Source organism: Symbiopectobacterium purcellii (assembly GCF_019797845.1).
Classification (GTDB): Bacteria; Pseudomonadota; Gammaproteobacteria; order Enterobacterales; family Enterobacteriaceae; genus Symbiopectobacterium; species Symbiopectobacterium purcellii.
In genome coordinates, this window is record NZ_CP081864.1 from 4,881,991 (window position 1) to 4,908,131 (window position 26,141).

General features: G+C 50.2%; 24 protein-coding genes and 3 pseudogenes. 26 read left to right on the forward strand and 1 reads right to left on the reverse strand.

Features of this window, described 5'->3' with window-relative positions; genetic code table 11:
* The 14 genes from asnC to K6K13_RS22750 all read left to right on the forward strand — a co-directional run bounded on the left by asnC (position 1) and on the right by K6K13_RS22750 (position 11,946).
* Entirely contained in the window at positions 1 to 462 is a 462-nt protein-coding gene (gene asnC / locus K6K13_RS22685) for a transcriptional regulator AsnC (RefSeq protein ID WP_195313263.1), read from the forward strand.
* A 91-nt stretch (positions 463 to 553) separates the two neighbouring features.
* The gene (gene mioC, locus K6K13_RS22690) at positions 554 to 997 is read left to right on the forward strand and encodes an FMN-binding protein MioC (RefSeq protein ID WP_222158951.1); all 444 of its coding nucleotides are present in this window, start codon (positions 554 to 556) and stop codon (positions 995 to 997) included.
* Positions 998 to 1,403: 406 nt separating this feature from the next.
* Positions 1,404 to 3,293, forward strand: a complete 1,890-nt coding sequence (mnmG, locus tag K6K13_RS22695; RefSeq protein WP_222158952.1) for a tRNA uridine-5-carboxymethylaminomethyl(34) synthesis enzyme MnmG — start codon at positions 1,404 to 1,406, stop codon at positions 3,291 to 3,293.
* 86 nt (positions 3,294 to 3,379) lie between these two features.
* On the forward strand, positions 3,380 to 4,000 hold the full coding sequence (gene rsmG, locus K6K13_RS22700; RefSeq protein ID WP_222158953.1) for a 16S rRNA (guanine(527)-N(7))-methyltransferase RsmG: 621 nt from the start codon (positions 3,380 to 3,382) through the stop codon (positions 3,998 to 4,000).
* A gap of 618 nt (positions 4,001 to 4,618) precedes the next feature.
* On the forward strand, positions 4,619 to 5,002 hold the full coding sequence (gene atpI, locus K6K13_RS22705) for a F0F1 ATP synthase subunit I (RefSeq protein ID WP_222158954.1): 384 nt from the start codon (positions 4,619 to 4,621) through the stop codon (positions 5,000 to 5,002).
* 37 nt (positions 5,003 to 5,039) lie between these two features.
* On the forward strand, positions 5,040 to 5,810 hold the full coding sequence (atpB, locus tag K6K13_RS22710; RefSeq protein ID WP_222158955.1) for a F0F1 ATP synthase subunit A: 771 nt from the start codon (positions 5,040 to 5,042) through the stop codon (positions 5,808 to 5,810).
* A 50-nt stretch (positions 5,811 to 5,860) separates the two neighbouring features.
* Positions 5,861 to 6,100 (forward strand): F0F1 ATP synthase subunit C, encoded by a 240-nt coding sequence (gene atpE / locus K6K13_RS22715; RefSeq protein WP_222158956.1) that lies wholly within the window; start codon positions 5,861 to 5,863, stop codon positions 6,098 to 6,100.
* 60 nt (positions 6,101 to 6,160) lie between these two features.
* On the forward strand, positions 6,161 to 6,631 hold the full coding sequence (gene atpF / locus K6K13_RS22720) for a F0F1 ATP synthase subunit B (protein WP_195313257.1): 471 nt from the start codon (positions 6,161 to 6,163) through the stop codon (positions 6,629 to 6,631).
* Positions 6,632 to 6,645: 14 nt separating this feature from the next.
* The gene (gene atpH / locus K6K13_RS22725) at positions 6,646 to 7,179 is read left to right on the forward strand and encodes a F0F1 ATP synthase subunit delta (protein ID WP_222158957.1); all 534 of its coding nucleotides are present in this window, start codon (positions 6,646 to 6,648) and stop codon (positions 7,177 to 7,179) included.
* Positions 7,180 to 7,191: 12 nt separating this feature from the next.
* Positions 7,192 to 8,733, forward strand: coding sequence for a F0F1 ATP synthase subunit alpha (gene atpA, locus K6K13_RS22730; protein ID WP_222158958.1), 1,542 nt, complete (start codon positions 7,192 to 7,194; stop codon positions 8,731 to 8,733).
* A gap of 52 nt (positions 8,734 to 8,785) precedes the next feature.
* Positions 8,786 to 9,649, forward strand: coding sequence for a F0F1 ATP synthase subunit gamma (atpG, locus tag K6K13_RS22735; RefSeq protein WP_222158959.1), 864 nt, complete (start codon positions 8,786 to 8,788; stop codon positions 9,647 to 9,649).
* A gap of 47 nt (positions 9,650 to 9,696) precedes the next feature.
* Positions 9,697 to 11,079 carry a F0F1 ATP synthase subunit beta gene (atpD, locus tag K6K13_RS22740; protein WP_222158960.1) on the forward strand — a complete coding sequence of 461 codons (1,383 nt, stop codon included), beginning with the start codon at positions 9,697 to 9,699 and terminating at the stop codon, positions 11,077 to 11,079.
* A 19-nt stretch (positions 11,080 to 11,098) separates the two neighbouring features.
* A complete protein-coding gene (locus K6K13_RS22745) occupies positions 11,099 to 11,518 on the forward strand; it encodes a F0F1 ATP synthase subunit epsilon (RefSeq protein ID WP_222158961.1) in 420 nt (139 codons plus the stop codon).
* Positions 11,519 to 11,676: 158 nt separating this feature from the next.
* Positions 11,677 to 11,946: a hypothetical protein gene (locus K6K13_RS22750; protein ID WP_222158962.1), complete on the forward strand. Its 270-nt coding sequence runs from the start codon at positions 11,677 to 11,679 to the stop codon at positions 11,944 to 11,946.
* Positions 11,947 to 12,064: 118 nt separating this feature from the next.
* Here K6K13_RS22750 and K6K13_RS22755 read toward each other — a convergent pair.
* A pseudogene (locus K6K13_RS22755) lies at positions 12,065 to 14,271 on the reverse strand (right-handed parallel beta-helix repeat-containing protein).
* A 344-nt stretch (positions 14,272 to 14,615) separates the two neighbouring features.
* On the opposite strand from K6K13_RS22755, the gene glmU reads away from it, so the two are divergent.
* From glmU to K6K13_RS22815, 12 genes and pseudogenes are all read left to right on the forward strand, one after another.
* The gene (glmU, locus tag K6K13_RS22760; RefSeq protein ID WP_222158963.1) at positions 14,616 to 15,989 is read left to right on the forward strand and encodes a bifunctional UDP-N-acetylglucosamine diphosphorylase/glucosamine-1-phosphate N-acetyltransferase GlmU; all 1,374 of its coding nucleotides are present in this window, start codon (positions 14,616 to 14,618) and stop codon (positions 15,987 to 15,989) included.
* A gap of 179 nt (positions 15,990 to 16,168) precedes the next feature.
* Positions 16,169 to 18,001, forward strand: a complete 1,833-nt coding sequence (gene glmS / locus K6K13_RS22765) for a glutamine--fructose-6-phosphate transaminase (isomerizing) (protein ID WP_222158964.1) — start codon at positions 16,169 to 16,171, stop codon at positions 17,999 to 18,001.
* A gap of 499 nt (positions 18,002 to 18,500) precedes the next feature.
* Positions 18,501 to 18,887 carry a hypothetical protein gene (locus K6K13_RS22770; RefSeq protein WP_222158965.1) on the forward strand — a complete coding sequence of 129 codons (387 nt, stop codon included), beginning with the start codon at positions 18,501 to 18,503 and terminating at the stop codon, positions 18,885 to 18,887.
* A 61-nt stretch (positions 18,888 to 18,948) separates the two neighbouring features.
* Complete coding sequence (locus K6K13_RS22775; protein ID WP_252120378.1) at positions 18,949 to 20,019, forward strand: methyltransferase; 1,071 nt, start codon at positions 18,949 to 18,951, stop codon at positions 20,017 to 20,019.
* Positions 20,020 to 20,065: 46 nt separating this feature from the next.
* Positions 20,066 to 20,806: pseudogene (locus tag K6K13_RS22780) on the forward strand (beta-ketoacyl synthase chain length factor).
* Entirely contained in the window at positions 20,799 to 21,578 is a 780-nt protein-coding gene (locus tag K6K13_RS22785) for a lysophospholipid acyltransferase family protein (RefSeq protein WP_222158967.1), read from the forward strand. Before K6K13_RS22780 ends, K6K13_RS22785 begins: the two are co-directional and overlap by 8 nt.
* Positions 21,579 to 21,598: 20 nt before the next feature.
* Entirely contained in the window at positions 21,599 to 21,865 is a 267-nt protein-coding gene (locus K6K13_RS22790) for a phosphopantetheine-binding protein (protein ID WP_222161232.1), read from the forward strand.
* 19 nt (positions 21,866 to 21,884) lie between these two features.
* Entirely contained in the window at positions 21,885 to 22,133 is a 249-nt protein-coding gene (locus K6K13_RS22795; RefSeq protein ID WP_222158968.1) for an acyl carrier protein, read from the forward strand.
* Positions 22,134 to 22,148: 15 nt separating this feature from the next.
* Entirely contained in the window at positions 22,149 to 22,709 is a 561-nt protein-coding gene (locus K6K13_RS22800) for a COG4648 family protein (protein WP_222158969.1), read from the forward strand.
* Positions 22,706 to 24,062, forward strand: a pseudogene (locus K6K13_RS22805) (class I adenylate-forming enzyme family protein). The gene K6K13_RS22800 and the pseudogene K6K13_RS22805 overlap by 4 nt, the downstream one beginning before the upstream one ends.
* A complete protein-coding gene (locus tag K6K13_RS22810; protein WP_222158970.1) occupies positions 24,049 to 24,441 on the forward strand; it encodes a 3-hydroxyacyl-ACP dehydratase FabZ family protein in 393 nt (130 codons plus the stop codon). The pseudogene K6K13_RS22805 and the gene K6K13_RS22810 overlap by 14 nt, the downstream one beginning before the upstream one ends.
* On the forward strand, positions 24,432 to 26,141 hold the full coding sequence (locus K6K13_RS22815; RefSeq protein ID WP_222158971.1) for a glycosyltransferase family 2 protein: 1,710 nt from the start codon (positions 24,432 to 24,434) through the stop codon (positions 26,139 to 26,141). The genes K6K13_RS22810 and K6K13_RS22815 overlap by 10 nt, the downstream gene beginning before the upstream one ends.

The following is a 26,141-nucleotide window of genomic DNA, read 5'->3' on the forward strand; positions in this document are numbered from 1 at the left end:
ATGACTGAAATTTATCAGATAGATAATCTTGATCGCGGCATCCTCAACGCGTTAATGGAGAATGCCCGCACCCCTTATGCCGAATTGGCCAAGCAGTTTTCGGTGAGCCCCGGCACCATCCACGTTCGTGTAGAAAAAATGAAGCAGGCTGGCATTATTGTCGGCACTCGGGTTGATGTCAGCCCCAAGCAACTCGGTTACGACGTGTGCTGCTTTATCGGCATCATTTTAAAAAGCGCCAAGGATTACCCCTCAGCCCTGGAGAAATTAAATAATCTGGAAGAAGTGGTAGAGGCTTACTACACCACGGGACATTACAGCATTTTCATCAAAGTCATGTGCCGTTCCATAGATGCACTGCAACACGTACTTATCAACAAGATCCAAACCATCGATGAAATTCAGTCTACAGAAACCCTGATCTCGCTACAGAACCCGATCATGCGGACGATCACCCCGTAAACGTCAACAGGTATATCCCTATTATCCACAGGTAGATAACAGCTCGAACACAGCGTACAATACCGCATCTTTTATTCGGGCGGGATCGAGCATGGCAGACATTACGCTTATCAGCGGCAGTACGTTAGGCAGTGCCGATTATGTGGCAGAACATCTGGCAGAGTTACTGGAACAGCAAGGCTTTTCCACTGATGTTCAGCATGGCCCACAACTGGACGACCTCCCGCAGAGCGGAATATGGCTACTGGTGAGCTCAACCCACGGTGCCGGTGAATTACCGGATAACCTGCAACCCCTGTTTAAACAGATCAGCGATCGCAAAGCAGATCTTTCGCAGGTTCGTTATGGTGCGATCGGGATCGGCAGTAAAGAGTACGACACCTTCTGTGGTGCGATCGTTACCGTGGATCGTATTCTTGCGGATCGTGGCGCAAAAAGGATCGGTGAGATGTTGCAGATCGACATTACCGAGCACGATATTCCCGAGGATCCAGCAGAAATTTGGTTGGCTCCGTGGGTAGAATTACTCAATTAAGCGGTTTATTTAGCCACTTAATTGTGTATAACTTTATGTATATCCGGGTGAAAACCGGTAGTTATCCCAATAACAACCGCTGTTCGTTTTTTGACATGTGAATAACCGCCTGTTTTGATCCCAGGCTATACGGTGCAGGATCACCGATCATTCACAGCAAACGATCGTCAACAATCTGTTGATCTTCATCTGGAAAAAGTACTTATCCACAAGCAGTATGGATCCTAATAATAGATCCAATAAGAAGATCTCTATATAAAAAGATCTTTATTTAACTACCGACGATCCAACGGGCTTGTCGTTTGCGTAAACTTGAGTAGAATCCCCTTCCCCAAGGCAAGCAATGATCTTAGGCACACATCGTTAACCCGACTATTCTCGTTAACACCACGCGAGGTGCAGTACCATGTTTTATCCAGATCCTTTTGACGTCATAGTGATCGGCGGTGGTCATGCGGGCACAGAAGCCGCCATGGCAGCGGCACGCATGGGGCGTCAAACCCTGTTATTGACACACAATATCGATACGCTGGGACAAATGTCCTGCAATCCGGCTATTGGTGGGATCGGAAAGGGACATCTGGTTAAAGAGATCGATGCCATGGGCGGCTTGATGGCTCGCGCGGTCGATCGGGGCGGCATTCAGTTTAGAATACTAAACAACAGTAAAGGCCCTGCCGTTCGCGCCACCCGAGCACAGGCGGATCGCGTGCTTTATCGTCAAGCAGTACGCACTGCGCTGGAGAACCAGACGAACCTGACGATCTTCCAACAGGCGGTTGACGATCTTATTGTTGAGAACGATCGTGTGGTCGGTGCTGTTACCCAAATGGGACTGAAATTCCGCGCCAAAACGGTGGTGCTGACCGTTGGGACATTCCTTGACGGCAAAATTCACATCGGCCTGGATAACTACAGCGGTGGACGTGCTGGCGATCCGCCCTCCATTCCGCTATCGCGCAGACTGCGTGAGCTGCCGCTGCGTGTCAGCCGTCTTAAAACCGGTACGCCACCGCGTATCGATGCGCGCACCATTGATTTCAGCGTACTGGCGCAACAGCACGGTGATAACCCAATGCCAGTGTTCTCGTTCCTGGGGAATGCCAGCGAGCACCCGGCACAGATGCCGTGCTACATCACGCACACCAATGAAAAAACCCATGAGGTGATCCGCAATAACCTGGATCGCAGCCCGATGTATGCCGGTGTGATCGAGGGGATTGGCCCGCGTTATTGCCCATCGATTGAAGACAAGGTGATGCGCTTTGCCGATCGCAATGCGCATCAGATTTTCCTTGAGCCTGAAGGGTTGACCAGTAACGAAATCTACCCCAACGGCATTTCAACCAGCCTGCCCTTCGACGTACAGTGTCAAATCGTCCGTTCGATGCAAGGCATGGAAAACGCCAAAATCGTGCGCCCCGGTTATGCTATCGAATACGATTTCTTCGATCCGCGCGATCTTAAACCCACGCTGGAGAGCAAATTTATCCACGGTTTGTTCTTTGCAGGACAGATAAACGGCACAACCGGTTACGAAGAAGCCGCTGCTCAGGGCATGCTGGCTGGCTTAAACGCGGCACGTCTGGCGTTCGATCAGGACGGTTGGTTCCCACGTCGCGATCAGGCGTATCTGGGCGTTCTGGTGGACGACCTGTGCACGCTCGGCACCAAAGAACCCTACCGCATGTTCACCTCGCGTGCTGAATACCGCCTGATGCTGCGCGAAGACAACGCCGATCTGCGTCTCACAGAAATTGGCCGTGAACTCGGTATGGTGGACGATTATCGCTGGGCGCGCTTTAACGAGAAGCTGGAACAGATTGAGCAGGAACGCCAGCGCCTGCGCGACATTCGCGTTAATCCTCACAGTGAACAGCGAGAAGCTGTGAATGCGTTGCTGAAAACGCCTCTGTCGCGTGAAGCGACCGGTGAGGAGCTGCTGCGTCGCCCTGAGATGGATTACGCCACCCTGACCTCGTTACCGATGTTCTCGCCTGCGTTGACGGATGTTCAGGCGGCAGAGCAGGTTGAAATTCAGGTGAAGTACGAAGGGTACATCGCGCGCCAGCAAGATGAGATTGAAAAACAGCTGCGCAATGAGAGTACCGTGCTGCCAGCGGATCTGGATTATGGTCAGGTGAGTGGGCTTTCTAACGAAGTGAAAGCCAAACTCAACGACCACAAACCGGGATCGATTGGTCAGGCATCGCGTATTTCGGGAATTACCCCAGCAGCGATCTCTATTCTACTGGTTTGGCTGAAAAAACAAGGGCTGCTGCGCCGCAGCGCCTGATAACCGGTGCGGATAGCGCACTACGGTGTGTCATTTGGTGGCTGTTCCTGACAGCCACGTTTCATCAGATATGGCAGGATAAGCGCGTGAAACACAAATTAGACGCTCTGTTGCAGCGGGCTGGCATTTTGGTCAGTGAACAACAAAAAAATTCGCTAATCCAGTATGTCGAAATGCTGCACAAATGGAACAAGGCTTATAATCTCACCTCAGTGCGCGACCCGCAGGAGATGCTGGTTCGGCATATCATGGATAGCATCGTGGTTGAGCCGCATTTGCAGGGCGATCGGTTTATCGATGTGGGTACCGGGCCGGGATTACCAGGTATTCCACTGGCTATTGTACGTCCGTCAGCGTCATTCACGCTGCTGGATAGCTTGGGAAAACGCGTGCGTTTTCTGCGACAGGTTCAGCATGAACTTAAGCTGGATAATGTCTTTCCGGTGCAGTCTCGGGTTGAGGAATTCACCGCCGAACCGCCTTTCGATGGCGTAATCAGCCGTGCTTTTGCCTCTTTGCTTGATATGCTGGCGTGGTGCAAACATCTGCCTGCATCGGCAAACGGACGTTTTTATGCCCTGAAAGGGGTAGTGCCGGAAGAGGAATTAACTGCATTACCTGCATCGATAGTGGTAGAGCGTATTGTGCGTTTATCGGTACCTGGATTGGACGCTGAACGCCATTTGGTGATTCTTAAAGCAAACTAATTTTGCGTTTTATCAAATAAATTATAACTAATTGTATCAGAGAGACCTTTTAAGCCAGAAGGGTATTATTTGCGGAAAAATGGACACCGATCACCATTTTTTTACAAAACCTGGCCGCCTTGCACACTATTTGTTTCTCTTCGAATAGTAACTCGAGAAATTAATTGTCGGTGTAGATTGCGAATGAAAAATCCAGATGTTAAAGACATAAATAAATAATGTTAATGATGTCAATACGCAGTGCACGGGATGTTTTCGAGGCGTTTTAAAAAGAGTCGTTATTTAACTATTTGAATTTAATTAAGATAAATAGCTATTTTTGCTAAAGACTTAAAAAAATCAGATCTGATATAAAGCCTATATGTCATTTTTATGTGATTGATATCACATATTATCGGGTTATTGAAAGGCTTACGGGCCGCGGCTGCTGTCAGGATTGTTAGTAAAAATAGGGCTTGAATAAGAGATTTAAATTATTGTTCACCTTTTTGCTACTTATCGATTGAATTCGCAGGCGTGAACCGTATAATTTGCTCGTTTTTTGCCGCTTGACTCGATGGAATAAAGGCAGTTTTATACGTCAGTCAGCCTCTGGAACAGGAATGAAGAGCAAAACGCATGTCTGTCTCCCTTTACAGTGGAAAACCGGCCTTTTTGGGGTTGATGCTACAGGCGGCTACGTTCATTTTAGTCAGCGCCCTTTTTTGCCTGCGGAGCGTTGAGGCGGGCGTTTCCGCTTTAGCCGGGGGACTGGCGGTGTGGCTGCCGAACGTGTGTTTTGTGCTGTTCGCCTTGCGTCATCAGGCGGGTAAGCCCATAGCGGGGCGCGTTGCCTGGTCGTTTGCCATTGGCGAAGCGTTAAAGGTATTTATCACCATCGCGTTGCTGGTGGTGGCGTTAGGGTTGTTCAAGGCGGCGTTTGTTCCCCTTGGTCTGACCTACCTGGCGGTGCTGATAATGCAGATAGTGGCGCCAGACATCGTTAACCGTAAGATTCGTTAACCGTTACCGTATTAACAACAACAGGGTAAGGAACATCATGTCTGCATCTACTCCCCAAGAGTATATCGGTCATCACCTGAAACATTTACAGGTAGGTTCGGGGTTCTGGTCGATTAACGTCGATTCGATGTTTTTCTCAATCGCACTTGGGATCCTGTTTCTGGTCATTTTCCGCAGGGTTGCAAAGAACGCGACCAGCGGTGTGCCCGGTAAACTGCAAACCTTTGTGGAGATGATCATCGGTTTTGTTGATGGCAACGTGCGCGACATGTTCCATGGCAAAAGCAAACTTATCGCCCCTTTGGCGTTGACCATTTTCGTTTGGGTGTTCCTGATGAACGCCATGGACCTGTTGCCGATCGATCTTCTTCCCTTTATCGGTGAGCATTGGATTGGATTACCTTACCTGCGCGTAGTACCGACAGCGGATGTCAACATCACTCTGTCAATGGCGTTGGGGGTGTTTATCCTGGTGCTGTTCTACAGCATCAAAATGAAAGGCGTTGGCGGTTTTGTTAAAGAACTGACCATGCAACCTTTCAACCATCCGGTCTTTATTCCCATCAACCTGATTCTTGAAGGTGTCAGCCTGCTGTCCAAACCGGTTTCACTCGGTTTGCGACTGTTTGGCAACATGTATGCGGGTGAGTTGATCTTCATCCTGATTGCCGGTTTGCTGCCGTGGTGGTCGCAATGGTTGTTGAATGTGCCTTGGGCAATATTCCACATCCTGATCATTACGCTTCAGGCCTTTATTTTCATGGTTCTGACGGTTGTTTATCTCTCGATGGCATCTGAAGAGCATTGATTTTTCTTTCAACATAATAACGTTCTAACTGAAACAAACTGGAGACTGTCATGGAAAACCTGAGTGTGGATCTGCTGTGCATGGCTGCCGCGTTGATGATGGGTCTGGCGGCGATCGGTGCTGCGATCGGTATCGGCATTCTGGGTGGTAAATTCTTGGAAGGCGCGGCTCGCCAGCCTGACCTGATTCCTCTGCTGCGTACACAGTTCTTTATCGTTATGGGTCTGGTTGACGCCATCCCGATGATTGCTGTTGGTCTGGGCCTGTATGTGATGTTTGCGGTCGCCTAACCCGGTAACGCCGGTTAGGTATTTAACATCAATTATTTAACTTAAAAGAGGCATTGTGTTGTGAATATTAATGCAACAATCCTCGGCCAAGCCATTGCGTTCGTCCTGTTTGTCTGGTTTTGCATGAAGTTTGTATGGCCGCCGTTAATGGCTGCCATCGAGAAGCGTCAGAAAGAGATTGCTGACGGTTTGGCTTCTGCGGAACGTGCCAAAAAAGATTTGAACTTAGCGCAGGCCAATGCCACCGATCAGCTGAAAAAAGCCAAAGCGGAAGCTCAGGTGATCGTCGAGCAAGCCAATAAACGCCGTGCTCAGATCCTGGATGAGGCCAAAGCGGAAGCAGAAGCTGAACGTAGCAAAATCGTGGCGCAGGCGCAGGCTGAAATTGAAGCCGAACGTAAACGTGCTCGTGAAGAGCTGCGTAAACAGGTTGCCATGCTTGCGATTGCCGGTGCCGAGAAGATTATTGAACGTTCCGTGGATGAAGCTGCTAACAGCGACATCGTTGATAAACTGGTCGCTGAACTGTAAGGAGGGAGGGGCCGATGTCTGAATTTGTCACGGTAGCTCGCCCCTACGCCAAAGCAGCTTTTGACTTTGCGGTTGGACATCAGGCCGTTGAACGCTGGCAGAACATGCTGGCGTTTGCCGCTGAAGTCACACGCAATGAACAGGTTGCCGCTCTGCTGTCCGGTGCTATGGCACCGAATCTGCTGGCGAGCACGTTCATTGACGTGTGTGGCGATCAGTTGGATGAGCCCGGCCAGAACCTGATTAAGGTGATGGCAGAAAATGGGCGTTTACTGGTGCTTCCTGAAGTTCTGGAACAGTTTGCGCAACTCCGTGCCGCGCAGGAGTCGACGGTTGACGTCGAAGTCACTTCCGCGAGCGCACTGAGTGAACCGCAGCTGGACAAGATTACTTCCGCCATGGAAAAACGCCTGTCACGCAAAGTGAAGCTGAATTGCAAAATTGATAAGTCTGTTGTCGCAGGCGTGGTGATCCGCGCGGGCGACATGGTGATAGATGGCAGTATTCGCGGCCGTCTGGAACGCCTCGCAGACGTCTTGCAGTCTTAAGGGGACTGGAGCATGCAACTGAATTCCACCGAAATCAGCGAACTGATCAAGCAGCGCATTGCTCAGTTCAATGTGGTGAGCGAAGCTCACAATGAAGGTACTATTGTTTCCATTAGTGACGGGATCATTCGCGTACACGGTCTGGCCGATGTAATGCAGGGGGAGATGATCTCCCTGCCTGGCAACCGTTACGCTATCGCCCTGAACCTGGAGCGCGACTCCGTGGGTGTGGTGGTGATGGGTCCGTACGCTGACCTCGCCGAAGGCATGAAGGTCAAGTGTACCGGCCGTATTCTGGAAGTGCCGGTTGGTCGTGGTCTGCTGGGCCGCGTGGTGAATACCCTGGGTGCACCTATCGACGGCAAAGGCCCGGTTGAGAACGACGGGTTCTCTCCGGTAGAAGCGATCGCACCGGGCGTTATCGAACGTCAATCCGTTGATCAGCCGGTACAGACGGGCTACAAGTCCGTTGACGCCATGATCCCGATTGGTCGTGGTCAGCGTGAATTGATTATCGGCGACCGTCAGACGGGTAAAACCGCACTGGCTATCGACGCCATCATCAACCAGCGCGATTCCGGCATCAAGTGCGTGTACGTGGCCATCGGCCAGAAAGCCTCCACCATTTCTAACGTGGTGCGTAAACTGGAAGAGCACGGCGCATTGGCCAACACCATCGTGGTGGTCGCTACGGCGTCTGAATCTGCTGCACTGCAATACCTGGCGCCGTATGCCGGTTGTGCGATGGGTGAATACTTCCGTGACCGCGGTGAAGATGCACTGATCATTTACGATGACTTGTCCAAACAGGCCGTCGCTTATCGTCAAATTTCCCTGCTGCTCCGTCGTCCGCCAGGTCGTGAAGCTTACCCAGGCGACGTTTTCTACCTCCACTCCCGTTTGCTGGAGCGCGCGGCACGCGTTAATGCTGATTACGTAGAAGCGTTTACCAAGGGTGAAGTTAAAGGGCAAACCGGTTCCTTGACGGCGCTGCCGATCATCGAAACGCAGGCAGGTGACGTTTCCGCGTTCGTTCCGACCAACGTAATCTCGATTACCGATGGTCAGATCTTCCTGGAATCTAACCTGTTCAACGCCGGTATCCGTCCTGCTGTTAACCCAGGGATTTCCGTATCCCGCGTGGGTGGTGCAGCACAGACCAAGATCATGAAAAAACTGTCCGGTGGTATCCGTACCGCGCTGGCGCAGTATCGTGAACTGGCGGCGTTCTCCCAGTTTGCTTCGGATCTGGATGATGCAACGCGTAAGCAGCTGAATCATGGTCAGAAAGTAACTGAACTGCTGAAACAGAAACAGTATGCGCCGATGTCGGTTGCGCAGCAGTCTCTGGTGCTGTTCGCTGCGGAACGTGGCTATCTGGCTGATGTTGAACTGGCGAAAGTAGGCAGCTTCGAAGCGGCGCTGTTGGCGTATGCCGACCGCGAGCACGGCGATCTTCTGCAACAAATCGACCAGACTGGCGCTTATAACGATGAGATCGAGGGTAAGTTCAAAACTATCCTTGATACCTTCAAGGCAACCCAGTCCTGGTAACGCCCGTAGGCCTGCCTGATGGCAGGCCTTCAGGCATTGAGGAGATGCAAAGATGGCCGGCGCAAAAGAGATACGTAGTAAGATCGCAAGCGTCCAGAACACGCAGAAGATCACTAAAGCGATGGAAATGGTCGCCGCTTCCAAAATGCGTAAATCGCAGGATCGTATGGCGGCCAGCCGTCCTTATGCAGAGACCATCCGCACGGTGATTGGTCACCTGGCGTTAGGGAATCTGGAATATAAACATCCGTACCTGGAAGAGCGTGACGTTAAGCGCGTCGGGTATTTGGTGGTGTCCACGGACCGTGGCCTGTGCGGTGGTTTGAACATTAACCTGTTCAAAAAACTGCTGGCAGACATGAAAGCCTGGAGCGATAAAGGCGTACAGAGCGATCTGGCGATGATCGGTTCCAAAGGGGTTTCGTTCTTCGGTTCTGTGGGCGGTAACGTTGTTGCTCAGGTTACCGGCATGGGGGATAACCCTAGCCTGTCCGAACTGATCGGGCCGGTAAAAGTGATGCTGCAAGCCTATGACGAAGGTCGTCTGGACAAGCTGTACATCGTGAGTAACAAGTTCATCAATACCATGTCTCAGGAACCCCAAGTGGTTCAGCTTCTGCCTCTGCCGCCTGCGGACGATGGTGAACTGAAGAAGAAATCCTGGGATTACCTGTATGAACCCGATCCTAAGTCGCTGCTGGATACCCTGTTGCGCCGCTATGTGGAGTCTCAGGTTTATCAGGGCGTCGTAGAAAACCTGGCCAGTGAACAGGCCGCTCGTATGGTTGCGATGAAAGCCGCAACGGACAACGGCGGTAGCCTGATCAAAGAGTTGCAGTTGGTTTACAACAAGGCTCGTCAGGCCAGCATCACGCAGGAACTCACCGAGATCGTATCGGGAGCCTCCGCGGTTTAAACCAGGTTTACGAATTACGTATTGTCGAATTACGTAGAGGATTCAAGATGGCAACTGGAAAGATCATCCAGGTAATCGGCGCCGTGGTCGACGTCGAGTTCCCGCAAGATGCCGTACCTAACGTGTACGATGCGCTTGAGGTTGAAAACGGTGCTGAAAAACTGGTGCTGGAAACGCAGCAACAGTTGGGCGGCGGCGTTGTTCGTTGTATTGCAATGGGTTCTTCTGACGGTTTGCGTCGTGGGCTGAAAGTGAACAGCCTGGGCCATCCGATCGAAGTCCCGGTAGGTAAAGCTACGCTGGGCCGTATCATGAACGTACTGGGCGAACCGGTCGACATGAAAGGCGAGATCGGCGAAGAAGAGCGTTGGGCTATTCACCGTCAGGCGCCGAGCTACGAAGAGCTCTCCAACTCCCAGGAACTGCTGGAAACGGGTATCAAGGTTATCGACCTGATGTGTCCGTTTGCCAAGGGCGGTAAAGTGGGGCTGTTCGGTGGTGCGGGTGTAGGTAAAACGGTAAACATGATGGAGCTGATCCGTAACATCGCGATCGAGCACTCTGGTTACTCCGTATTTGCCGGTGTAGGGGAACGTACCCGTGAAGGTAACGACTTCTACCACGAAATGACCGACTCCAACGTTATCGACAAAGTATCACTGGTTTACGGCCAGATGAACGAGCCGCCAGGCAACCGTCTGCGCGTAGCACTGACTGGCCTGACCATGGCGGAAAAATTCCGTGATGAAGGCCGTGACGTACTGCTGTTCGTCGATAACATCTACCGTTATACCCTGGCCGGTACGGAAGTATCCGCACTGCTGGGTCGTATGCCTTCTGCGGTAGGTTATCAGCCGACGCTGGCGGAAGAGATGGGCGTGCTGCAAGAACGTATCACCTCCACCAAAACCGGTTCTATCACGTCTGTACAGGCCGTATACGTTCCTGCGGATGACTTGACTGACCCGTCGCCAGCCACCACCTTCGCCCACTTGGATGCGACCGTGGTACTGAGCCGTCAAATCGCGTCTCTGGGTATCTACCCGGCCGTTGACCCGCTGGACTCCACCAGCCGTCAATTGGATCCGCTGGTGGTTGGTCAGGAACACTACGACGTTGCGCGTGGCGTGCAGTCCATTCTGCAACGCTATCAGGAGCTGAAGGATATCATCGCGATCCTGGGTATGGACGAGCTGTCTGAAGAAGACAAACTGGTCGTTGCCCGTGCGCGTAAAATCCAGCGCTTCCTGTCGCAGCCGTTCTTCGTGGCAGAAGTATTTACCGGTTCTCCGGGCAAATACGTGTCACTGAAAGACACTATCCGCGGCTTTAAAGGCATCATGGACGGTGAATACGACCATCTGCCGGAGCAGGCGTTCTACATGGTTGGCTCCATTGACGAAGCAGTGGAAAAAGCCAAGAAACTGTAACGTCTGTTAGGAGGTTGATATGGCTATGACTTACCATCTGGATGTCGTTAGCGCAGAACAGGAAATGTTCTCCGGCCTGGTGCAAAAGATCCAGGTGACGGGGAGTGAGGGCGAACTGGGTATTTACCCTGGCCACGCCCCGCTGCTCACTGCCATTAAACCTGGTATGGTGCGTATCGTTAAGCAACACGGCGAAGAAGAGTATATCTATCTGTCCGGCGGCGTCCTTGAGGTGCAACCGAACTCCGTGACCGTGCTGTCCGATACCGCCATCCGTGGGCAGGACCTTGATGAAGCGCGCGCGCTGGAATCCAAGCGTAAAGCGGAAGATCACATTCGCAATTCCCATGGCGATGTGGATTTCGCACAGGCTTCCGCAGAATTGTCGAAAGCAATTGCGAAGCTGCGTGTTATTGAGCTGACCAAAAAAGCGATGTAACGTGCGCATTCAGTCAAAAAGGCCGATCTAGCGATCGGCCTTTTTTTATTTCTGAGGCCTGAAAATATCCCTTTGATGAACAACCGTGGCAGTCTGAACCTTTTCAAATATCTGCCTGTATAGCATTCAAATAAAACGAAAAAGGACGTGAGTGAAACATGGAACAGGAATTGGGTTGTGTTTTTATGCCGTCGTTGATTTCGATACTCATCAACGCTCAGGAGAAAAAAGGTGCATTGCTGACGCAGGAAGAAGTTGAGGATATCCGCGATCGCTCGGTTGTGATGAGCATGCCTAAATCCGTTTGTGAGACGATGGACAAAGAGCGTGGCTACAAGGACATCGATCCTGAATTCGCCTGGCTTGAATACTTACATCACAACGGGGTGCTTGATGAGATTGCCAGTAAGATTAAATCAGAAGAGTAATTATTAAATTCAATATGTTAATCGCGTTTTTCTCGATGTATTGAACAATGAAAACCGATTGAGTCCATAAAAAAACGGCGGGGTTATCCCCGCCGTTTATTCAGATGTTGTCAGTCAATCATTTCTTCTCGAGGAAATCACCCAGCACCAGGTTGCCTTTCGCATCGCGTGCGAAGGTTTCCGGTACTTTTACGGAGACAAAGTTCTTCACAGTGATCTCTTTTCCCTGAGCGTTAACAGAGCGACCGTCTTTGATAAAGAAGTTGCTGTTGTCCACGTTACCTACAACGGCGTCGTCGTACTTGCCTTCTTGGGTTTTCAGGGACACATTGTTTTTAAACACGCCTTGTTTTTCCGGGCCAGAGTAAGGACTTGGACGGAAAATAAAGTTGAAGCGTTGGTTATCCAGCGCCGTGTTGTTTTCTACCACCAGCGCGCCAGGGTTAAAGTTATCAGTAAAACCATCCAGTTGGTTGCCAACCGCGATGCTGTTTTTCACTTTGTGTGCAACCGGCTGACCTTCACACCTTCACCGCCCATTTTGAAACCGTTGCTGGTGTTGTTCATGGCAATGGAATTCTCGATCACCACAACGCCGTTAGCACCGTCTTCAATCTTGTTGAACAGGTCGAAACCATCGTCAATGTTGTTATGAGAGAACGCACCGCGAATCACGTTGCCTTCACCCACGCGCATTTTCACCGCAAAACCGTCGGCGTTGATTTTGCCTGGGTCCTGGTTGCTGTGTGATTCTGAGTTCAGAATCAGGTTGTGGCTTGCCCACAGCGGACGGCCTACGTCACCGGAAGAAGAAACCTGAATCCCGGTGTCGTCACAATGGTGCGCCAGTACTTGTTCGATGGTGTTGTAGCTGCCTTCGATACGGAACGGCTTCTCAGTGATTTCGATGCCTTTCACATGCCAATGGCTGGCATTCAGTTGCAGTCCGTGAATCACTGCTTTTTTGCCCTGAGCGAACAGTTTTTTCGGTGCTTTCTGGCTGCCGCTGGCGCTGACGGGAATGGAAGAAGCACTGTAATCGCCGTCTGCTAGCCATAAGGTTGCTCCTGCTGGCAATACGTTAATGGCGGTTGCGAAATCTAACGGGGCAGTTTTGCTGCCAGCGTTGCTTGCCTGACCTTGCGCAGAAACATAGACATTCTTGGCATCGGCCAGTTTGACTTTCTCTACGCTGAACGTGGCTTCTTTCGCTGCTTTATCATCGCCTTCTGTTGGCAGATAAACGATTTTGAAGTCACTGCCCGCGCTCAGCTTGGCCGGAACGCTCAGCAACTCACCGGCTTTGACGGTATGTGCTGCGCCCAGCGCCTTGTCGCCCTGAGTGATGGTGACGGTACCGGCGTAGTTCGCACGCAGTTGCACGTCATAGTTATCGCTCGCGCTCTTGGTCGAGGACATCACCTGCAATACTGGGGCAAATGCGGCAAATTTGAATTCCGGCGACGCTTTGGTTTGTGCAGGAGACGTCGTCAACTGCGCGTCACTGACGGTGATTTTGGCGTTACGTGATGCGAAGAAGCCCACATAGTAATGGTCTTTATCCAGTTTGGTGACGAGATCCGCCCCCTTCACGTCTTTGCTTACCCAGTTGTCGCTGTCTTTGGGCGCATAGGATGTCACAAAACCATCATTGGTACGTTCTACCTTCATACGGAAATAAGGGGTCTGTTCCAGGTTAATTTTTTCCTGAATATTGGTCTTGGTGATCTTGGCCCCCGCGTTACCCCACGGTTGCATTACACCGTTACGTACAATGGCTTGCAACCTGACTTCCGTATGGGATTTCTTATCCTGCGTCATGATGGCATTCATCACCATGTTGGAGGCGGCAGGGAACTCTTCATAGCCTTCCTTCAACGGGTTTTGACGCGGAGCACCGATAATGTCGCGCACCAGAATCCCAGCCCCTTCCTGTGCGGCTGGTTTAGCGCCATTTTCCGGGCCAAACTGATCGACGGTCACGGTGGCTTGCAAGGTGAAGTTCACATTGGCAGGCAGCGTTGTGTAGAAGAAGGTTAGCCCATCGTGCGTATTGGCAATTTTACCGCCACGGCTCTCGATGGTGATTGGCGCTGAGAGGTCGGCCTTATCGTCAACCGTCAGTTTTTTGCCGTTGATGGTGACATCGTTAACGCCAATTTTTTCCGGCAGAACGTTGGAGGAGAAGTTAACGTCGGTTGATTGGCCGAAGGCGATGCTATGCCATACCGGAGTGGGTTGTTCAGTTGCGTGTGCAGTGATGCTAAGGAACAGAAAGGACGGCGCCAGGGCTACCGTGGCAAGCCGTAAAGCACTGAGTTTCATTGTATCCCCTTGGGTATTGTTTATTGAGTTGTGGGGCTATGATGACAAAAATGAAACGATGTTTCTTTTTTTGTTTGTCGTAAATGTAAAAATATAAAACAAAAATCTGTTTTTAATGAAACCGGAATTCACTATCCACCGTCGCGTTTTAGCTATTTTTCGGAAAAGATGAATTAAAAAAACCACCAGTAAGGTTTAGACTTGGGTACACTTTCTTTATTCCTTGCCACGCGCGGCATTGTGGTATTTTTCGTTGAAAAATATGTAGTAATCCGCAGCGATAACGGGTTTACTTTCATCCAATTGAATCCGTGGGTTATCAATTCGTTTCATCAGGGTGGTGCATGTCTAACAGTGTCATGAGCGTGGTTATCCTTGCCGCTGGCAAGGGAACACGTATGTATTCCGATCTTCCAAAAGTACTTCATCCGCTCGCAGGCAAGCCGATGGTTCAGCATGTGATTGATGCGGCTATGGAAACGGGTGCCAAACAGGTGCATTTGGTCTACGGACACGGTGGTGATTTACTGAAAGACAGGTTAACCAACCCGGATTTGAATTGGGTTCTGCAAGCAGAGCAACTCGGTACCGGGCATGCTATGCAGCAGGCCGCGCCGTTTTTTGCTGATGATGAAGATATTCTGATGCTGTACGGTGATGTTCCTTTGATATCACCCGCCACGCTGGCACGCTTGCTGGCGGATAAGCCACAGGGTGGCATTGCGCTTCTGACGGTTAAACTGGACGACCCCACCGGTTATGGCCGCATTGTGCGCGATAATAACGGGTCTGTGGTCGGGATTGTCGAGCACAAGGACGCGACGGAACAGCAGCGTCAGATTAACGAGATCAACACCGGCATTCTGGCCGCAAACGGTCAGGATCTGAAACGCTGGCTGAGCCAGTTAGATAATAACAACGCGCAAGGCGAGTATTACATCACCGACATTATCGCTATGGCCGCTTCAGAAGGTCGCCGTGTTGAAGCTGTGCATCCTGATAATCTGAGCGAAGTTGAAGGGGTTAATAATCGTCTGCAACTGGCGACGCTGGAACGTGTTTATCAGCGGGAACAGGCCAATAAGTTGCTGCTGGCGGGCGTCATGTTACTCGATCCCGCGCGTTTTGATCTGCGTGGGACATTGACGCACGGACGTGATGTGAGTATTGATGCTAATGTGATCATTGAAGGCCGGGTTTCTTTGGGGAATCGGGTTGAGATTGGTGCGGGTTGTATCATTAAAGACAGCGTTATTGGCGATGGCTGTATCCTCAGCCCGTACACCGTGTTAGAAAATGCGGTTCTGGACGCTGAGTGTACGGTAGGGCCGTTTGCGCGTTTGCGGCCGGGGGCCGAGCTGGCACAAGGTGCACACGTTGGTAATTTTGTTGAGCTGAAAAAGGCGCGCCTGGGCAAAGGTTCCAAAGCGGGCCATTTGACCTATCTTGGCGATGCGGAAATTGGTGATGATGTGAATATTGGTGCAGGCACCATCACCTGTAATTATGACGGTGCCAACAAGCACAAAACTGTGATTGGCGATCGGGTGTTTGTCGGCTCTGACAGTCAACTGGTAGCCCCTGTGACCGTAGGCAGTGACGTGACCATTGGCGCTGGCACCACGGTAACGCGCGATGTGGAAGAAAACGCGCTGGTGATAAGTCGGGTTAAACAGCGCCATATTTCAGGTTGGACGCGGCCCGTTAAGAAAAAATAAGTGATGTCGCCTCCCCTTTCGTGGAGGCGGTTTTGCGCAGTGTTTTAGGCTAAAGCACTGCGCAAAACATAATAATCCCCAACTCTCTACAAGGCTCGGGGACGCCGGAAAAACCGGCACTATCAGGTCTAAGACGTCGAAAGTGACACAATATGTCACGCGTATAGGAATACACATCCATGTGTGGAATTGTAGGCGCAGTTGCGCAACGCGATATTTCTGAAATTCTGTTAGAAGGGCTTCGCCGCCTTGAGTACCGTGGTTATGACTCTGCGGGGCTGGCGGTGGTTGACGCTGAGGGGCACGTTGCCCGCGTGCGTCGCTTGGGTAAGGTACAAATGCTGGCGCAAGCGGTGGAAGAGCATCCGCTGACGGGCGGTACGGGCATTGCCCATACTCGTTGGGCCACGCACGGTGAGCCGTCAGAAGAGAATGCGCACCCGCACGTTTCCGGCCCTATTATCATCGTTCACAATGGCATTATCGAAAACCATGAACCGCTGCGTGAAACGCTGATCGGGCGTGGCTATCGCTTTGTTTCTGAAACCGATACCGAAGTGGTTGCGCACCTGGTGCACTGGGAACAGCAACAAACCGGCGGTGCGCTGGTTGATGTGGTAAAACGCGTGATCCCTCAACTGCGTGGTGCTTACGGCATGGTAGTGATGGACAGTCGCGATCCGAGCGTGCTGGTGGCTGCCCGTTCTGGGAGCCCGCTGGTGATTGGCCGTGGTGTCGGTGAAAACTTCCTCGCGTCTGACCAACTGGCTCTGCTGCCGGTTACCCGCAGCTTTATGTTCTTGGAAGAAGGCGATGTGGCTGAAGTGACGCGCCGTACTGTGCGTATTTTCAACCGCGCGGGCGATGTCGTTGAGCGCGAAGAGATTGAGTCCAAAGTTAATTACGACGCCGGTGACAAAGGTGCTTACCGCCATTACATGCAGAAAGAGATTTACGAACAGCCGCTGGCGATCAAAAACACCCTGGAAGGGCGTTTTAGCCACGGTGAAGTGAATCTGTCTGAACTGGGTCCTAAGGCGGATGAACTGCTGGCCAAGGTGCAGCATATCCAGATTATTGCCTGCGGCACGTCCTACAACTCAGGCATGGTATCGCGTTACTGGTTTGAAGCATTGGCAGGTGTGCCTTGTGATGTGGAAATCGCCTCTGAATTCCGCTATCGCAAACCAGCTGTGCGCGCCAATAGCCTGATGATCACCCTCTCTCAGTCCGGTGAAACGGCGGATACGTTAGCAGCGCTGCGTTTGTCCAAAGAGCTGGGATATCTGGGATCGTTGGCGATTTGTAACGTGGCTGGCTCTTCTCTGGTCCGTGAATCCGATTTGGCGCTGATGACCAAAGCCGGTACGGAAATCGGCGTGGCGTCTACCAAGGCGTTTACCACCCAGTTAACGGTGCTGCTGATGCTGGTGGCGCGTATTGGCCGTCTACGCGGTATGGATGCCCAGATAGAGCACGATATCGTCCACGGCCTGCAAGCGCTGCCTGCGCGTATTGAGCAGATGTTGTCGCAGGACAAGCTGATTGAGTCTCTGGCGGAAGGTTTCTCGGATAAGCACCATGCGTTGTTTCTGGGACGCGGCGATCAGTACCCTATCGCAATGGAAGGGGCGCTGAAGCTTAAAGAGATCTCCTACATCCATGCAGAAGCCTACGCGGCGGGTGAGTTGAAGCACGGCCCACTGGCGCTGATTGATGCGGATATGCCTGTGGTGGTGGTTGCACCCAACAATGAGCTGTTGGAAAAACTGAAATCCAACATCGAAGAAGTGCGCGCGCGCGGCGGTGAGCTGTATGTGTTTGCCGACGAAGAAGCGGGCTTTACCAGCAGCGAAAACATGCGCATCATTCCGCTGCCGCATGTGGAAGAGGTGATTGCCCCAATCTTCTACACCGTGCCGTTGCAGTTGCTCTCCTACCACGTGGCCCTGATCAAAGGCACTGACGTTGACCAACCGCGTAACCTGGCGAAATCGGTAACGGTAGAGTAACTACCTAGCAGGTAAAGCGATAAAAGCCCGGCCATGTATGTTGGCTGGGCTTTTTTATATGTTGCCATATGGTTTTGTTTGTTACATTTGCTGCATGGTGTTTGGTTTTTTAATTAAAATTCAAATTTTATTTTCTATTACAATGATATTACCCTAAATGTTTTTAGTAACATGACGATAATGCCATTTAACCCTTTTTGTTTTTTCTATAAACCTCTCTTTTTATCCCTGGCTACCATTCCCTTTAATGGGATTTAATAAAAAATGTTGTGTAAGTGTTTAATTAAAACGGTTTTATCCCTTGTCTAAAATTTCGTTCATAAATATCTATTTTATTGATTTTTAAATGGTATTTTTTTATCCGAGATGCGGTTTTTTTTGTCAGTTAATCTATATTTGTGTAAAATAGCGTTAGTGGTGCATGTTTAATATATTTTGTATCACAAGCGAGCATCCTTTACTTAAGGGGTTTGTCTTTTTCTTTAATGATAGGGATTTTATGAAAAAACAGCTTATTTGTTTGGGGATCGTGTGTGTGTTGGCTTTAGCGGGGTGTGCTCGCACAGCTCCTGTGGTTAACGTAAATAAACCCATCGCTGTGCAAGTGTCCAATGATCAAGTGAAGAAAGCGATTCTTCAGGCTGGTTTGGAACGTGGCTGGGCACTTACGGCCGTCTCCCCTGGCGTGATTGAGGGGCGTCTCACCCAGCGTGACCATGTAGCCGATATTCGTATTAACTATACGCAAACTAACTATACGATCAATTACGTGAGCAGTAAAAACCTGATGGCGGGCAGTGGAAATATTCATCATAACTACAATCGCTGGATAAATAATCTGGATCGCGAGATTCAAATTAAGTTGGCGAGTGCCACGATTCAGTAATCGTTTAGGCCGGATGTTCTCTGTTCGGCCATTATATTATCAGTTTATCAAAGGAATGGCTGTGTCTTACGGATATGACGAAGATAATACCAGCGCGCTTGATGCGATCACTGAGGCACAGCGTATTGCATTTGCACCAATGATATTCCAGGCAACGATGAGCCTGCGGAATAACAACATCCTGGATTTTTTGGATCAATGTGGTGCTCAGGGGGCGAGCCTTGAAGCCATCATGACGTCAACGCCCCTGTCTGCTTATTCAACGGAGTTATTACTGGATGTCGGCCTGAGTAGTCGCATCCTGGTAAAGCGCGGTGATAACTACACGTTAACCAAGATGGGGCACTACCTCCTTCACGATCGTATGACACGCATTAATATGGATTTCACCCAGGATGTTTGCTATCAGGCAATGTTCCACCTCGATGAGGCGTTGGTGAAAAACACCCCTTCAGGGCTGAAGGTCTTTGGGGATTGGTCGACGATATACCCGGCATTAAGCAAGCTGCCACCGAAGGTCAGGGACAGTTGGTTTGCATTTGATCATTTCTATTCTGATGCAGCGTATGACAAGGTGCTTCCGCATATCTTTCAGCTAAAACCCAAACATATATACGATATCGGTGGTAATACGGGTAAATGGGCCATGCGCTGTTATGACTATGACCCTGAAGTCAAGGTCACCTTGCTTGATCTGCCGGAACAGATTGATCTGGCAATGGAAAATATCAACAAATCTGGTAAGTCCGATCGTATTTACACTCTCCCCGTCGATATGCTCACGGTCACACCATTACCGCAGGAAGCAGATGTATGGTGGATGAGCCAATTCCTTGATTGTTTTAGCGAAACTCAAATTGTCGCTATTCTGCGAAACATTGCTTTTTCAATGAAAGCCGGTGCTCGCGTATGCATCTTGGATCTGTTCTGGGACAAACAACAGTGGGAAGCAGGCGCTTTTAGCCTCAATGTCTCTTCTCTCTACTTTACGTGCTTGGCTAACGGTAATAGCCGCTTTTATTCAGCAGATCGCTTTTTAGCGCTGCTTGAAGAAGCTGGATTTGTTGTAGAGCACCAGATTGACCGTATAGGTATCGGCCATACGCTACTCATTTGTAAAAAAGTAACGTAATTCGGAACGTACTATCAAAAACAGAGTGCGTTGGAACATGACAATGATGAAATTACCGTTTTCGATTATTGATTGGCAAGCGAGCGCACCAGGGCTCAGTAAACATGAAGATTGGCAAAAATGGGCACAACGCCCCATCGCTATTGATGCAGATTTGCCGGTAGATAAATGCGGCCATGTTCCAATGATGATGGCGCGTCGATTGCTTCCTGGCAGCCGTCTGGCCGTTGATTGTGGTATGGCTATCTTGGCACGACAGTCTGTCGATGCGGTCATTTTTACCTCACGTCATGGTGAGCTTGAGCGCAATCTCAACATACTGACCGCACTTGCTAACCAGCAGAGCCTCTCTCCCACTGATTTCGCGATGTCAGTGCATAATGCTGCTGTTGGTAGCCTTACCATTGCAGCAAAAGTGTCGCTGGTATCAACATCGATATCTGCGGGCATAGACTCTTTCCAGCAAGGGATGTTTGAAGTCTGTGCACTACGGTCAGCCGGATATAAAAACATCTTATTGGTTGATTTTGATGGTGCCATTCCCTTGTTTTATCATCCGCATTTGCCGGAGCATACGCCAAACTTCCCTTATTAAGTCGCTCTGTTGCTGAGCGATTCTGCGGAGGGCGGGAAGAACTATTGTTGCCAATCGATCGCAAAACAGCACGATCCTTCCGTGCAATTACCGCAAAGTATGATGTTTTTACACGCATTACTGGCGAACAAGAGCACCTATTCTATTCCCGGTGAGCAGCATGACTGGTTGTGGGAGTGCGCTCATGTCTGAGACATCACTCATTTTACGCTCATCTTCCTATCTGAACTGGCTATGGCGTTTAGTGATGACCGGCTTTTGTTTCGCGATGTTTGGCATCGGTGGGCTTCTATTGTCAGTAATATGGTTCAACCTGCTGCTGTTAAAACGTAACGGTATAAGCCGGCGTCAACTGGCTCGCCGCAGTATCTCTGCTTGTTTTCGCTTTTTTTTACGCAGTGCGCGAGTGCTGGATTACCATATTGAAGGGGGCGATATATTAAGACGCGATCGGGCTTGTCTGGTTGTCGCGAATCACCCCACATTGATTGATTATGTGCTACTGGCATCCGTTATGCCGGAGGCTGATTGTCTCGTAAAGGCCGAACTACGCAAAAATCCGTTTTTCAGTGGAGTGATTCGCACCGCTGATTATTTGCTTAATAGCCAATCTGACACCTTGCTTCCCGCATGTGAACAACGCTTACAGCGTGGGGAATCGATCATCATTTTTCCGGAAGGGACACGCTCTCGTTACGGTGAATCGATCGTGTTACAGCGTGGTGCTGCCAATATTGCCGTACGGTGCGGTTGCGATGTACGTATTGTTCATATTCGCTGTAGCCAGGACACATTAGGCAAGCAAAGTCGTTGGTATCATATTCCACCGGAAAAACCTTACTTTTCGGTGGCTGTGTGTGAACGCATTGATAATAAAACTTTTGCATCAGCAGATATCGCGAGTTCATTGGCTGCTCGTCGATTAAATCTCTATTTACAACAATCTTTAACTTTAGAAAAATAATCGTGACAGGTACCGAGTTTATGGAAAATATACATAATGAAATCAAAGAGATGATTATTGAGTCTCTCAATCTTGAAGATGTCAGCAAGGATGAGATAGATACTGATGCTCCGCTTTTTGGTGATGGTTTAGGGCTGGATTCTATTGATGCTCTGGAGTTGGGCCTTGCAGTAAAGAATCGTTATGGCGTGATACTTTCTGCGGAAAGTGAACAAATGCGACAACATTTTTTCTCTGTGGCGACGTTGGCGGCATTTATTACTACACAGCGCACGATGAGTGCCTGATAAGAAAGACGAGTGGAAAATGGATAAGAACGATATTTATCAGGAAATTGTCAGCTTATTGGTCAATTTGTTTGAATTGAATGCAGACGATATAACACCAGAGTCCCGTCTCTATGAAGATCTTGAGTTGGACAGTATCGATGCCGTCGACATGGTTGTGCATTTGCAAAAACGCGTGGGGCGAAAGATCTCCCCTGACACCTTTAAATCGGTGCGTACAGTACAGCATGTTGTTGTTGCCGTTGAACAGCTGATTGAGGAACAGTAACGCGATAATCTGGTGATGCCTGTGTTAATACGCTGTTTGAGTGTGCTTGTAACACTAAGCTGGCCGTTCTGCGTCTGGTTGAGTATTTATCATCTGGAGCACCGCTGGCTGATAGCTTTTTTGGTGCTGCTACTCCTATTACGCCTGATTACCTTGCGCGGTGAAACGTCTTTCTTGAAAGGAACGGCATTGCTGATCTCGGGGACGGGGGTTGCCCTTGCCGGTACGAGTCTGTTGCTGCGAGACAATCAGTGGCTGCTTTGGTATCCCGTAGCGGTTAATGGGATCATGTTGTTGCTATTCGGCAGCTCGCTATTCTATGGGATGCCGTTGGTAGAGCGTTTTGCCCGGTTAAGAGAACAGAATTTGCCCCCACAAGCTATTGCCTACACCTACCGCGTTACGCAAATCTGGTGTCTGTTTTTTATTGTTAACGGCAGTATTGCTGCCCTGACGTGTGTTGTCAGCAATGTGCATTGGTGGATGTTATGGAACGGCATGATCAGTTACTTGTTGATAGGGATGTTGATGGGGTGCGAGTGGATCGTGCGCCAACGCCTGAGAAAGCAAGCATGAATGCTCAATCGGTTAAAGATTGGCTCTTGCAGGAAAATGATATGCAGCGTGTCATCGCACGCGCCGACGGCCAAACCTATACGCTTGCGATGCTCCGAATGCAGGTGTCTGCACTCTGTCAGCAACTGCTCAGTAGGCCAGAATTGCGCTGGGCATTGGGCATTATGTTTTGACGACAGTTATCGTTTTACCATCGGATTGCTGGCGGTATTGCATGCAGGAAAAGTGCCTGTGGTTCCGGGGCATTGTCGTCAATCGGTATTGCAAGAACAGATGGATACCTTTGATGGCGTGCTCACCGATATCGCTCTGGTATTGCCCTGTCCCTGTATTTCCTTGAATGTCGATCTGAAAGATGTCGAATGTGGAGTAGTACTTCCCGCTATTCCTGCTGATGCTTACATTGTCCTGTTTACCTCTGGTTCGACGGGCTCACCGTGTGAGGTAATAAAACCCATACGCTGCATGGATGAGGAAGCGCGTTGGTTGGCTCGACTGTGGGGAACCCATTTGCAAGGATGCAATATTATTGCTTCCGTTACGCATCAGCATCTTTATGGGCTGACCTTTCGTATTTGGTTACCGTTAGCGCTCCAATTACCGTTTGATAGCCGACAATTGCTGTATACCGAGCAACTCGCCGCGCAAGATTGCCAATACCATTATGTTTTTATCAGTAGCCCGGCCTTTTTACGTCGCACCGATCGTTCTTTGATACCACCAACCTGTTCGCTAATTGTGTCTGCGGGGGGCATTTTACCCTGGCTAAGTGCTCAGGCTGCGATGGACTGGTTTACTCACCCCGTTAATGAAATATATGGCAGTACTGAAACAGGGATAATGGCGTGGCGCTTGCGTGCAGCAGAGGCTACCCCATGGCAACTTTTTTCTGGCGTAACGCTGTGTTGCGATGAGCAACAAAAATGGACGGTGCAATCCGCGTTGATCCCTCATTCACAGGGTCATTCTCTGGATGATTACTTATCTTTTGATTCCGATGGCCATTTTACATTGATAGGCCGTCACGATCGCGTTGTAAAAATCGAAGATAAACGTATCTCATTAAGTGAAATTGAGCGACGGTTGCTGGCATTGCCCAATATCGAGGATGCGGTGGCTTTACAGGTGGCTCGCCCAGAACGCAGTGGTATTGGTGTTGTGTTGGTGTTGAATCGTTCAGTAATGCGTGACGATCTCTCTCAGTTAAAACGTCAGTGGCGCCACGAATTGCACAAGTGGCTGGAGCCGTTGGCCATGCCGCGTTATTGGCGGTTTGTTGATGTGATTCCGCATAACAGCCAGAGCAAGCGTTCATGGCCTCAAATTCAGGAGCTATTCGATGCTACCCATTGAAATAGCCCGAAGCGAAAAGCGTGTCATTGATGCTGCTGACCAGATTATTTTGGAATTGCTTGTTGATGATAATTTGTTTTGGTTTGACGGCCATTTTTCACATCAACCCATCCTGCCCGGAGTGGCGCAACTGGATTGGGTGATGCACTATGGCACTGAAATACTGGTCCCCCAAGGGTATCGCTTCTCCGCTATAGAAAATGTTAAGTTTCAAAGACCTGTACAGCCCAATAATCGGCTGCGTTTGACGCTGCGATGGTGTGCCTTTAAGCAGCAGTTGAGTTTTACTTTTCATATTTTGGATAGGGATGAGGATCGGGTTGCCAGCAGTGGAAAGATCACACTGATTGATCATGTTGTGGTGACGCCATGTCCATAACGAACGCTTTCTTGCCCTGCGTGGTGATCCCCTGTTTCAACCACGGCGCGACGTTGGCCTCTGTGCTTACTCGTCTGACACCTTTTTCGCTACCCGTTATCATTGTTGATGATGGCAGCGACCTGGCGACACAGCAGGAACTGAATCGGTTGGCTGCGGATAACGTCGGCATTACTTTGATTCGCTTGGCGCAAAATAGTGGTAAGGGGGCTGTGGTGATCCATGGCATTCGCGTCGCGGCTGAGGCTGGTTTTACCCATGCTCTTCAGGTGGATGCGGATGGTCAACATCAAATAGAAGATATACCGCGTTTGTTGGATGAGGCCCGAAGTCACCCTGAGACGCTAATTTCTGGTCAGCCTCGATATGATACCTCTGTACCCAAAGCTCGACTTTATGGTCGTTATATCACCCATGTCTGGGTCTGGATTGAAACGCTCTCTTTTTCGTTGAAAGACAGTATGTGTGGTTTTCGTGTCTACCCTATTGCGGCAACCTTGTCCTTGGCTGCTCGACAAGCGATAGGCCAGCGTATGGATTTTGATACGGAAATTATGGTACGACTTTATTGGTCGGGGACGCCGAGTCGTTTTGTTGAGACGGCGGTAACCTACCCAGAAAACGGCCTGTCCCATTTTGATGCACTGTACGACAATCTGCGTATCTCATGGATGCATACGCGCTTGTTTTTCGGCATGCTGCCGCGAATTCCTGGGTTGCTGAACCGACGTCACCAGAAGCATTGGGCGAGTGCCAGTGAGCGTAAAGGGTTGCTCGGCATGCGCCTTATGCTGGCGGTCTACCAGCGTCTTGGACGCCCCTTCTTCACCCTGCTACTTTGGCCTGTGATTGCTTTCTACTGGTTAACGGGTGGCGTTCAGCGACGCGCCTCTCAAAGATGGCTACGCCATTGTCAGGACTACGCCTTTCAACATGGCATCGCTTTACCTAAGCCACTGAATAGCTATCGACATTTTCTGCGTTTCGGTCAGTCAATGTTGGATAAAGTCGCCAGCTGGCGCGGTGATTTACACTGGGGAACCGCTATCGATTTCGCCCCCGGTGCGCGCGACATCGTCAAACAAAGTCGGCCACGTGGGCAACTCATTCTGGCGTCACATTTAGGTGACATCGAAGTGTGTCGTGCATTGGCCAGGCAGGTCAGCTATTTGACCATTAACGCGTTGGTTTTTACGGACAACTCACAGCGTTTTAAGCAAATACTGGAAGAGATAGCGCCTCAGGCTGGCGTTAACCTCATTCCTGTTAATAACATCGGCCCTGATACGGCCATTATGCTGCAAGAAAAAATTGAAGCGGGTGAATGGGTGGCTATTGTTGGCGATCGTACTGCGGTGAATCGTCAACGCGGGGGGACTCGCCGCGTGGTATGGAGTTCATTCCTTGGACGCAAAGCCCCCTTTCCTCAAGGACCCTTTTTGCTGGCAGCCGCTCTGCGCTGTCCTGTGTTGCTCATGTTCGTTATTCGCGAAGCCAATATATTGCGAGTCCACTGTGAACCCTTTGCTGACCCCATTGTATTACCGCGAGCCACACGGCAGACCGCGTTGCAGGAGATTGTGGATCGTTATGCTGAGCGCTTGGGGCATTACGCGCTGAAATCCCCGCTTGATTGGTTTAATTTTTTTGATTTTTGGTCTTTGCCTGGCGAAGAACATTCGACAGAAAAAAAGGAGTAA

Coding starts and splice junctions, on each gene's coding strand:
- K6K13_RS22785 (WP_222158967.1), top strand. CDS start 20,799: ATGTCTGAGACATCACTCATTTTACGCTCATCTTCCTATCTGAACTGG.
- K6K13_RS22745 (WP_222158961.1), top strand. CDS start 11,099: ATGGCTATGACTTACCATCTGGATGTCGTTAGCGCAGAACAGGAAATG.
- atpB (WP_222158955.1), top strand. CDS start 5,040: ATGTCTGCATCTACTCCCCAAGAGTATATCGGTCATCACCTGAAACAT.
- atpG (WP_222158959.1), top strand. CDS start 8,786: ATGGCCGGCGCAAAAGAGATACGTAGTAAGATCGCAAGCGTCCAGAAC.
- glmS (WP_222158964.1), top strand. CDS start 16,169: ATGTGTGGAATTGTAGGCGCAGTTGCGCAACGCGATATTTCTGAAATT.
- K6K13_RS22770 (WP_222158965.1), top strand. CDS start 18,501: ATGAAAAAACAGCTTATTTGTTTGGGGATCGTGTGTGTGTTGGCTTTA.
- atpI (WP_222158954.1), top strand. CDS start 4,619: ATGTCTGTCTCCCTTTACAGTGGAAAACCGGCCTTTTTGGGGTTGATG.
- K6K13_RS22795 (WP_222158968.1), top strand. CDS start 21,885: ATGGATAAGAACGATATTTATCAGGAAATTGTCAGCTTATTGGTCAAT.
- mioC (WP_222158951.1), top strand. CDS start 554: ATGGCAGACATTACGCTTATCAGCGGCAGTACGTTAGGCAGTGCCGAT.
- glmU (WP_222158963.1), top strand. CDS start 14,616: ATGTCTAACAGTGTCATGAGCGTGGTTATCCTTGCCGCTGGCAAGGGA.
- K6K13_RS22815 (WP_222158971.1), top strand. CDS start 24,432: ATGTCCATAACGAACGCTTTCTTGCCCTGCGTGGTGATCCCCTGTTTC.
- atpD (WP_222158960.1), top strand. CDS start 9,697: ATGGCAACTGGAAAGATCATCCAGGTAATCGGCGCCGTGGTCGACGTC.
- K6K13_RS22750 (WP_222158962.1), top strand. CDS start 11,677: ATGGAACAGGAATTGGGTTGTGTTTTTATGCCGTCGTTGATTTCGATA.
- K6K13_RS22790 (WP_222161232.1), top strand. CDS start 21,599: ATGGAAAATATACATAATGAAATCAAAGAGATGATTATTGAGTCTCTC.
- atpA (WP_222158958.1), top strand. CDS start 7,192: ATGCAACTGAATTCCACCGAAATCAGCGAACTGATCAAGCAGCGCATT.
- asnC (WP_195313263.1), top strand. CDS start 1: ATGACTGAAATTTATCAGATAGATAATCTTGATCGCGGCATCCTCAAC.
- K6K13_RS22800 (WP_222158969.1), top strand. CDS start 22,149: ATGCCTGTGTTAATACGCTGTTTGAGTGTGCTTGTAACACTAAGCTGG.
- K6K13_RS22810 (WP_222158970.1), top strand. CDS start 24,049: ATGCTACCCATTGAAATAGCCCGAAGCGAAAAGCGTGTCATTGATGCT.
- atpE (WP_222158956.1), top strand. CDS start 5,861: ATGGAAAACCTGAGTGTGGATCTGCTGTGCATGGCTGCCGCGTTGATG.
- atpH (WP_222158957.1), top strand. CDS start 6,646: ATGTCTGAATTTGTCACGGTAGCTCGCCCCTACGCCAAAGCAGCTTTT.
- mnmG (WP_222158952.1), top strand. CDS start 1,404: ATGTTTTATCCAGATCCTTTTGACGTCATAGTGATCGGCGGTGGTCAT.